We start from the raw sequence: 7,259 nt of genomic DNA on the forward strand, positions 1-7,259 counted from the left end.
CTTAATCCCGACAGATCTTCAGCTGATCAACTTAAGAAAGCGGCTTGAGTTGGGGCGACAACTATGTTGACAAACACCGCTACCCAGAAGTACCGGCTTCAAAATAACTTCTGGCAGAAAAGCAGCAGCGAAGGCGCCAACAAGAGAGCCGAGCAATGTCGGCACCACAACCGCCATCATGGAAGGAGCTTCAAGCCGTTTCTCACGATAAAACCCCTGCATCCCCGTCAGGGACTGCATGACGACACCCACCCGGTTGGTCGCATTCGCCACATCAGCAGGCATCCCCATCAACATCAATGCCGGCAGGGTCAACATAGAGCCGCCCCCAGCCAGGGTATTGATAAATCCTGCTACGATACCTGCCAGTAACAGCGCTGTGACATTTACAAGGGTCAGTTCATACATCGTTTGTTCCATCAACAGGGTGAGCAACACTCAGGAAAGGCAGGCTGCATTTGTTCCGTCATGCAAGACCGGCAACCGGATATCATCAATGCACGGGATTCATCAGGGCGGGGAAAAGGATGAGGCAGGACGGGACTATCTGCAAGTATCAACCGTAATAACCAGCCCCCTGCGCTGCAGGGGGCCTCTTAACTTATACGGTCAGGATTTTCATGGTATTGGTTTCGCCAACAACCGCCAGCGTATCCCCTTTGGTCATGATGACCTGGTCACCATCCTCCAGGTAACCCGCATCCCGTACGATCTTAACGGCGGCAGCGTTCACTTCGTGCCCGGAGGTGTAAATCGTTGGATCAAAAACGAACGCCTCAACCCCGCGGTACAGGGCGACCCGACGACGCGTGGATTCCTGCCGGGTCAGCGCAAAAATCGGCAACCGCGAGTTGATGCGGGACATCCACAATGGTGTGGAACCCGATTCTGTCAGACAGATAATCGCCTTGACACTCTGCAGATGGTTGGCGGCGTACATGGTTGACATGGCGATCGTCTCATCCGTCCGCTCAAATGAGAACGCCATTCTATGGGTTGAGACCTGGGTCGCGGGCTGTTTTTCAGCGCCGAGACAAATTCGGCCCATTGCTTCAACTACGCGTCCCGGGTTGGCGCCTGTCGCTGATTCCGCAGACAACATGACGGCATCGGTGCCGTCCAGCACCGCATTGGCGACATCAAACACTTCGGCCCGGGTCGGCAGACTGTTGGTGATCATGGATTCCATCATCTGGGTGGCAGTGACCACAGGCCGGTTCAAACGACGGGCTTCAGCAATGATCTTTTTCTGAACTCCGATCAGCTCGGCATCCCCGATCTCAACGCCCAAATCGCCACGGGCGACCATGACTGCATCGGATGCAAGAATGACCTCTTCCAGCACCTTTTCATCCTTAACCACCTCGGCCCGTTCAATCTTGGCCATGATGGCAGCTTCACCACCCGCATCGTGCAACAGCTGACGCGCCAGCGCCAGATCCGCCGCACAACGGGGAAAAGAGACTGCCAGGTAATCCAGATCCAACTTGGCAGCAGTCTGGATATCATCACGATCCTTGTCTGTCAGCGCAGGCGCCGAGAGACCACCTCCCTGCCGGTTAATCCCTTTACTATTGGTCAGTTCGCCACCGTTAACCACGTGACAATGAATCTGACGGCCATCCACCCGTTCCACCCGCATGGTGATACGCCCGTCATCCAGCAACAGCATATCGCCAGTGGCGCAGTCATTGGGCAGGGCCTCATAGGTCAGGCCCACCCGGTGCTGGTCACCGGCAGTCTTATCCACATCCGCATCAAGAATAAAGTGATCGCCTTCAGCCAAGGTGATACCGCCCTTGGCAAAACGGGCTATACGAATCTTTGGCCCCTGCAGATCCCCCATGAGCGCCACCGCCCGCCCCAGTTGTGAAGCCGTTTCGCGTACGCGATCAACCCGCTGCTGTAACTCTTCCGGCGTGCCATGGGAAAAGTTCAGTCTGACAACATTGACCCCGGCTTCAATCAACGCGGTCAGTGCCGCCTGATCATCCGTCGCCGGCCCCAGCGTAGCGACAATTTTGGTTCGCCTCGGCATTGCAACCGTTCTTTCCGACATGGCAACTCTCCTTGCTCAAAGACCTCGATAAACCGCAACACCCGTGCCCACTTACTGACGCTTCTCCAGCCGGGGATAACCGGACAGGATCGCCCCTGTCGCGCACAGCGCCAATATCCACGGGTAATAACTGTCACCCACCAGTGCCAGTGGTGACAGGCCAGCAATAGAACCGGCCAGCAGCAGCTGCGCGCCCCAGGGAATAATGCCCTGCACGACACAGGAAAACATGTCCAGCAAACTGGCCGAACGGCGGGGATCAATGGCATTCTTTTCGGCAATATCCCGCGCGACAGAGCCACTGATAAGAATGGCCACGGTATTGTTGGCCGTAAACAGGTTACAGACAGACACTAACAGGGAAATACCGATTTCGCCTGCCCGGCCCTGCAGTCGCTGGAAGCGCCCGACCAGCGACTGAATAAAACCGGTCAACCAGACGAGGCCGCCCTCATGACGCATCACCGCAGCCAACCCACCAATGAACATGGACAAAACCATGATTTCCAGCATGCCCTCAAAGCCAAGGTAGATGTTATCGGCCATGATTGCCATGGAATAGCCATCCTTGATCAGCATCCCCAGAAAACCGGAAAAGAGAATCCCCACCATCAACACCACCAGCACATTCATGCCACTGACCGCCAGCCCAAGCACCAGCAAATAAGGCAACACCAACCAGCCATTGAATTCGGTAGCTGCCGGTGCACTTCCCCCATGACCGAGGATGAACAAAAGTACCATCGTCAACAAGGCAGCCGGTATGGCAATGCGGGCATTCAGGCGGAACTTGTCGCGCATGCTACAGCCCTGGGTGCGGGTAGCAGCAATAGTCGTATCAGAAATGATGGAGAGGTTATCGCCGAACATCGCGCCACCCACCACCGTGCCCGCACACAGGGCCGGAGAAAGGCCAGTTGCCTGACTGATCCCGATCGCAATTGGCGTGATCGCAGCAATGGTGCCCATGGATGTACCCATGGCGGTGGATACAAACGCCGCCACCAGAAACAGCCCCGGCAACAGCAACTGTTCCGGCAGAACGGACAGCCCCAGGGCAACCGTGGCATCTACGCCGCCAATGGCACTGGTGACCTTGGCAAAGGCGCCTGCCAGGAGATACACCATACACATGGTGACAATGTTGATATCACCAATCCCCTGCAGAAAATGCTGGATGCGTTCATTCAGCCGGGCATGCCCAATCAACATACCGATGATGATGGCTGGTAATGCCGCCACCGGCGCCTTGACCTGGTAAAACGCGAACTCCACGCCGGCCAGGGAATAGTAGATACCGCTTCCAAAAAACACGCCCAGGAAAACCAGCAGGGGCAGTAGCGCTCGGGGATTGGGTGCAGGCTGTGTCATCAATATCCTCGTTCAGACCTGTAATGATCAGCGAAACGCCATCCACCGGGCCGTAAAATAAAAGGTCGCATTGTATCCGGCACACACCCTGATACAACTGGGCGATTTACGTAAACCACCCAAAACCAGCCAGTTACACCGGGTATCTACCGTCATTGATTGCGTATTATTTTTCCAAGACTGGAACTTCAACATGGAATTGTCCGTCTTATGACTAATACTTAGTGAACATTCGATTGATGATCAATGCTGCACGCTTATGGAACATCCCGCCACCCCTAACACTCTGACCGGAAAGGCCCTGCTGGCCATGGGATTCATGACCTTTGCCCTGTTCCTCGGAGCCGGCAACATGATTTTCCCGGTGCTCTCCGGACAACTGGCCGGCACTGAAGCCTGGTCAGCGGCGGCAGGATTTCTCGTTACCGGCGTTGGCCTGCCGTTACTGGGTATCATTGCCATGGCGCGGGTGGGGGGAGGCTTCAACGACCTGTCACAGGATCTCCCTCCCCGGCTGATTGCCCTGATCGGCATTATTATCTATCTACTGATTGGCCCCCTCTATGCGGTTCCGCGAACGGCGGCGGTCTCCTTCGAGATTGGCATTACCCCTTTCCTTGATACCGAAAACAGTAATAGCGATGCACAGCAACTATTGTTCTCTCTGGTCTTTTTTGCCATTGCCTGGTGGTTTTCCCTGTATCCAGGCAAGCTCATGGAAACTGTCGGCGAAATCATCACACCGGCATTGATACTCTTATTACTTGTGCTTGGTGTTGCCCCCTTCATCAATCCGGCCGGCGAGCCTGGCCCACCGTTTGAAGACTACCAGGCAACGGCTTTTATCCAGGGATTCCTTGACGGTTATATGACCATGGACGCCCTGGCGGCCCTGATGTTTGGGATTGTCATCATCACCAACCTGCGCTCCCATGGTGTTACCGGTCGGAAAGCGCTGACCCACTACTGTATTGCCACAGGCGTTATTGCCGCTATCGGACTCTCCCTCGTCTACATCGCACTGTTCAACATTGGGGCCACCAGCCGGGTGCTTGCGCCTGACGCCAGCAATGGCGGACAAATCCTGACTACCTTTGTTGAATACCAGTTCAGCCAATGGGGCATACTCATCCTTGCCGCCATTGTGACCCTCGCCTGCCTGACCACCGCCATCGGCTGCATCACCGCCGTCGCTGAATACTTTGAACAACTCTGGCCCCGCTATTCCTATTTTTCCCTGGTAACCGCCATTACGATCGCCTGCGTGGTAATGGCCAACATCAACCTGGACCAGTTAATTGAGTTTTATATTCCCGTCCTGTTGGCCATTTACCCGGTCGCTATGATTCTTATCCTGCTGGCACTGATCCGTGAATGGCTACCGGCGCCTAAACTATCAGCACGTTTCACCCTGTTGCTCGTTGCCTTGTGCGGTATTGCCGACGGACTGCATGTACTACCCTATCGGGCCATGGAGTACTACCTTTTACCCTTGAACAGTCTGCCGGGATTCTCACTCCATTTGAGCTGGGTGCTACCTGCCATTGTCAGTCTGGTCGTCACCAGCCTCATTGGCTTTCTTTGCACTGATCGCCAGTCCCGGGCAGAGTCCGATTCCGGCCAGTAAACACGCTTTGCCTGCAGGCCCTCTATGACACGCTATCGCAACATATTGACCGTTACAGCCTGCCTGTTATTGATAGCAGGCTGCCAAAACAGCCAGAACACGTCTCCGCACCACTCGCCAGGCAAGCCACCCCATCTCGCATTTCCACCTGAACGGACACACCTGGTAGGTACCAATCAGGTTTGCCCTCCACCGGATATCAAAACGTCTAGAGATACGATCGAGATGTCAGCAACCATTAACGGGCTTCCTGTTATTGGCTGCGTCGAGTCCGTTTTCCTGCACACGGCCAACCTAACTCTGGACGCCCTGATAGACACGGGTTCAACCACCTCTTTTCTGTCAGCAGACCATATTGTTGAGTTCGACCGAGACGGCAGCCGCTGGGTACGATTCCAGATCAGCAGTCCGGTTGACGCCACCAGCCAATCACAAACGTTGACCTTACCGGTATCCAACCGATCCCGTGCACAGCGCCACGGTGGTTCGCGTAGCACCATAAACCCCAGTGTCAGGATGAAAGTCACACTGGGTGATATTGACCTGCTGACTGACTTCACACTGATGAATAGCAATCAGCTGATGTTCCCGGTTCTGTTGGGCCGTAACTTCCTGAAAGGCAATGCCATCGTCGATAGCAGCCAAACCCACATCGCCCGCAATCACGACCTGATGCTGAGCGGGCTGGCAATGCCCGGACCCAGTCAATCACTGATCGAGTAAAAGACTGGCTCTGCGGTTGAAAAAACGACAGCGGTAGGCATCAGGAAAGTGAATACATCCGTCATGCGAGACAGCAGGAACAGGAAAATCGCCATGATCACAGGGAATAGCATGGCTCCCCTTATTCATTGATCTGAAAACACGGTTATGCTGGATAAAATCTGCTCGGTCGAGGATTTCCGTACTCTGGCCAGGAAACGTGTCCCACGCATGTTCTATGACTATGCAGACGCCGGTTCCTGGACGGAAAGCACGTATCACCAGAATGAGCGGGATTTCAGGTCCATCCATTTTCGGCAGCGTGTCGGCATCGACATCACCAACCGCACAACGACGACCACACTGGCGGGAGAGGACGTCACCATGCCGGTCGCCCTAGCGCCGGTTGGAATCGCCGGCATGCAGCATGCAGACGGTGAAATTCTGGCGGCCAGGGCGGCCGAAGCATTCGGCATTCCCTTCATACTCTCCACCATGAGCACCTGTTCTCTGGAAGATGTTGCGACCCATACAGCAAAACCCTTCTGGTTCCAGCTCTATATTTTGAAGGATCGGTCTTTCAGTGAGCGCCTGCTTGAGCGCGCCAGGGCTGCAGGCTGCAAAACACTGGTGGTGACCCTTGACCTGACGCTCCTGGGTCAACGGCACAAGGATATCCGGAACAACCTGCGTGCGCCGCCAAAGATCACGCCCTCAACCCTGTATCAGTTCATCACCCGCCCTCGGTGGTGCCTCAATATGATAGGGACAGGCCGGCGAAGCTTTGGCAACGTGGTAGGCCACACCCAAGGGGTTTCTGACCTCAGCTCGCTGGCCAGCTGGATCACTGAACAGTTTGACGCCGCATTCACCTGGAAGGATCTGGAATGGATCCGCACCCGCTGGGACGGCCCCATGATCGTGAAAGGCATTCTTGACCCGGAGGATGTGCCGAAAGCCATCGACGCCGGTGCGGACATTATCGTGGTTTCCAACCACGGAGGACGACAACTGGATGGCGCGCCGTCCACGATCAGCGTTTTACCGTCAATCCTTGAGGCTGCCAACGGGAAAGTGGAAGTGCACCTGGATGGCGGTATTCGCTCAGGACAGGACGTACTCAAGGCCATCGCCCTTGGTGCCAAAGGTGTGCATATAGGCCGCGCCTATATCTACGGACTGGGTGCCTGCGGTCAAGCTGGTGTCACCAAAACACTGGAGATCATCCGGAATGATCTGACGCTGACCATGGGCATGCTGGGGGAGCGGGATATCAATCAGGTTGGCCAACACAACCTCGTTTCTGATTCCGTCCAGAAAATACGCTGTTTCACCTGAGGCCCACCAATACAGCCGGGGTAGCTGATAGAAGCCATCCCAATACTACATTTGTCGTATTGTTTCCAGTCGTCTTCCTGGGCCTTAAATCCCGCTTAACCTTGGGAATGTGAGCAAGCTGGCCGTACTTTTGGCAACAGAGTACAGTTTTTGCACAAAACG

7 protein-coding genes are annotated in these 7,259 nt (G+C 55.2%); 3 read left to right on the forward strand and 4 right to left on the reverse strand.

Features of this window, described 5'->3' with window-relative positions:
- Window positions 1–18: 18 nt before the first annotated feature.
- The 3 genes from ABD892_RS12330 to ABD892_RS12340 form a co-directional block, all read right to left on the reverse strand.
- On the reverse strand, window positions 19–408 hold the full coding sequence (locus ABD892_RS12330; protein ID WP_345196027.1) for a sulfite exporter TauE/SafE family protein: 390 nt from the start codon (window positions 406–408) through the stop codon (window positions 19–21).
- A gap of 193 nt (window positions 409–601) precedes the next feature.
- The gene (gene pyk / locus ABD892_RS12335) at window positions 602–2,059 is read right to left on the reverse strand and encodes a pyruvate kinase (protein ID WP_345196028.1); all 1,458 of its coding nucleotides are present in this window, start codon (window positions 2,057–2,059) and stop codon (window positions 602–604) included.
- A gap of 51 nt (window positions 2,060–2,110) precedes the next feature.
- Window positions 2,111–3,430 (reverse strand): Na+/H+ antiporter NhaC family protein, encoded by a 1,320-nt coding sequence (locus tag ABD892_RS12340; RefSeq protein ID WP_345196031.1) that lies wholly within the window; start codon window positions 3,428–3,430, stop codon window positions 2,111–2,113.
- 259 nt (window positions 3,431–3,689) lie between these two features.
- On the opposite strand from ABD892_RS12340, the gene brnQ reads away from it, so the two are divergent.
- Together brnQ and ABD892_RS12350 are read left to right on the forward strand one after the other, a co-directional pair.
- Complete coding sequence (gene brnQ / locus ABD892_RS12345) at window positions 3,690–5,057, forward strand: branched-chain amino acid transport system II carrier protein (RefSeq protein WP_345196032.1); 1,368 nt, start codon at window positions 3,690–3,692, stop codon at window positions 5,055–5,057.
- A gap of 225 nt (window positions 5,058–5,282) precedes the next feature.
- Window positions 5,283–5,780: an ATP-dependent zinc protease family protein gene (locus ABD892_RS12350; protein WP_345196034.1), complete on the forward strand. Its 498-nt coding sequence runs from the start codon at window positions 5,283–5,285 to the stop codon at window positions 5,778–5,780.
- Here ABD892_RS12350 and ABD892_RS12355 read toward each other — a convergent pair.
- Complete coding sequence (locus tag ABD892_RS12355) at window positions 5,762–5,893, reverse strand: hypothetical protein (RefSeq protein ID WP_345196035.1); 132 nt, start codon at window positions 5,891–5,893, stop codon at window positions 5,762–5,764. The genes ABD892_RS12350 and ABD892_RS12355 overlap by 19 nt on opposite strands.
- A 34-nt stretch (window positions 5,894–5,927) precedes the next feature.
- Between ABD892_RS12355 and ABD892_RS12360 the strand changes: the two genes are divergently transcribed.
- Complete coding sequence (locus tag ABD892_RS12360) at window positions 5,928–7,097, forward strand: alpha-hydroxy acid oxidase (RefSeq protein WP_345196037.1); 1,170 nt, start codon at window positions 5,928–5,930, stop codon at window positions 7,095–7,097.
- Window positions 7,098–7,259: the final 162 nt, after the last annotated feature.

This window comes from Kistimonas scapharcae (assembly GCF_039540975.1).
GTDB lineage: Bacteria > Pseudomonadota > Gammaproteobacteria > Pseudomonadales > Endozoicomonadaceae > Kistimonas > Kistimonas scapharcae.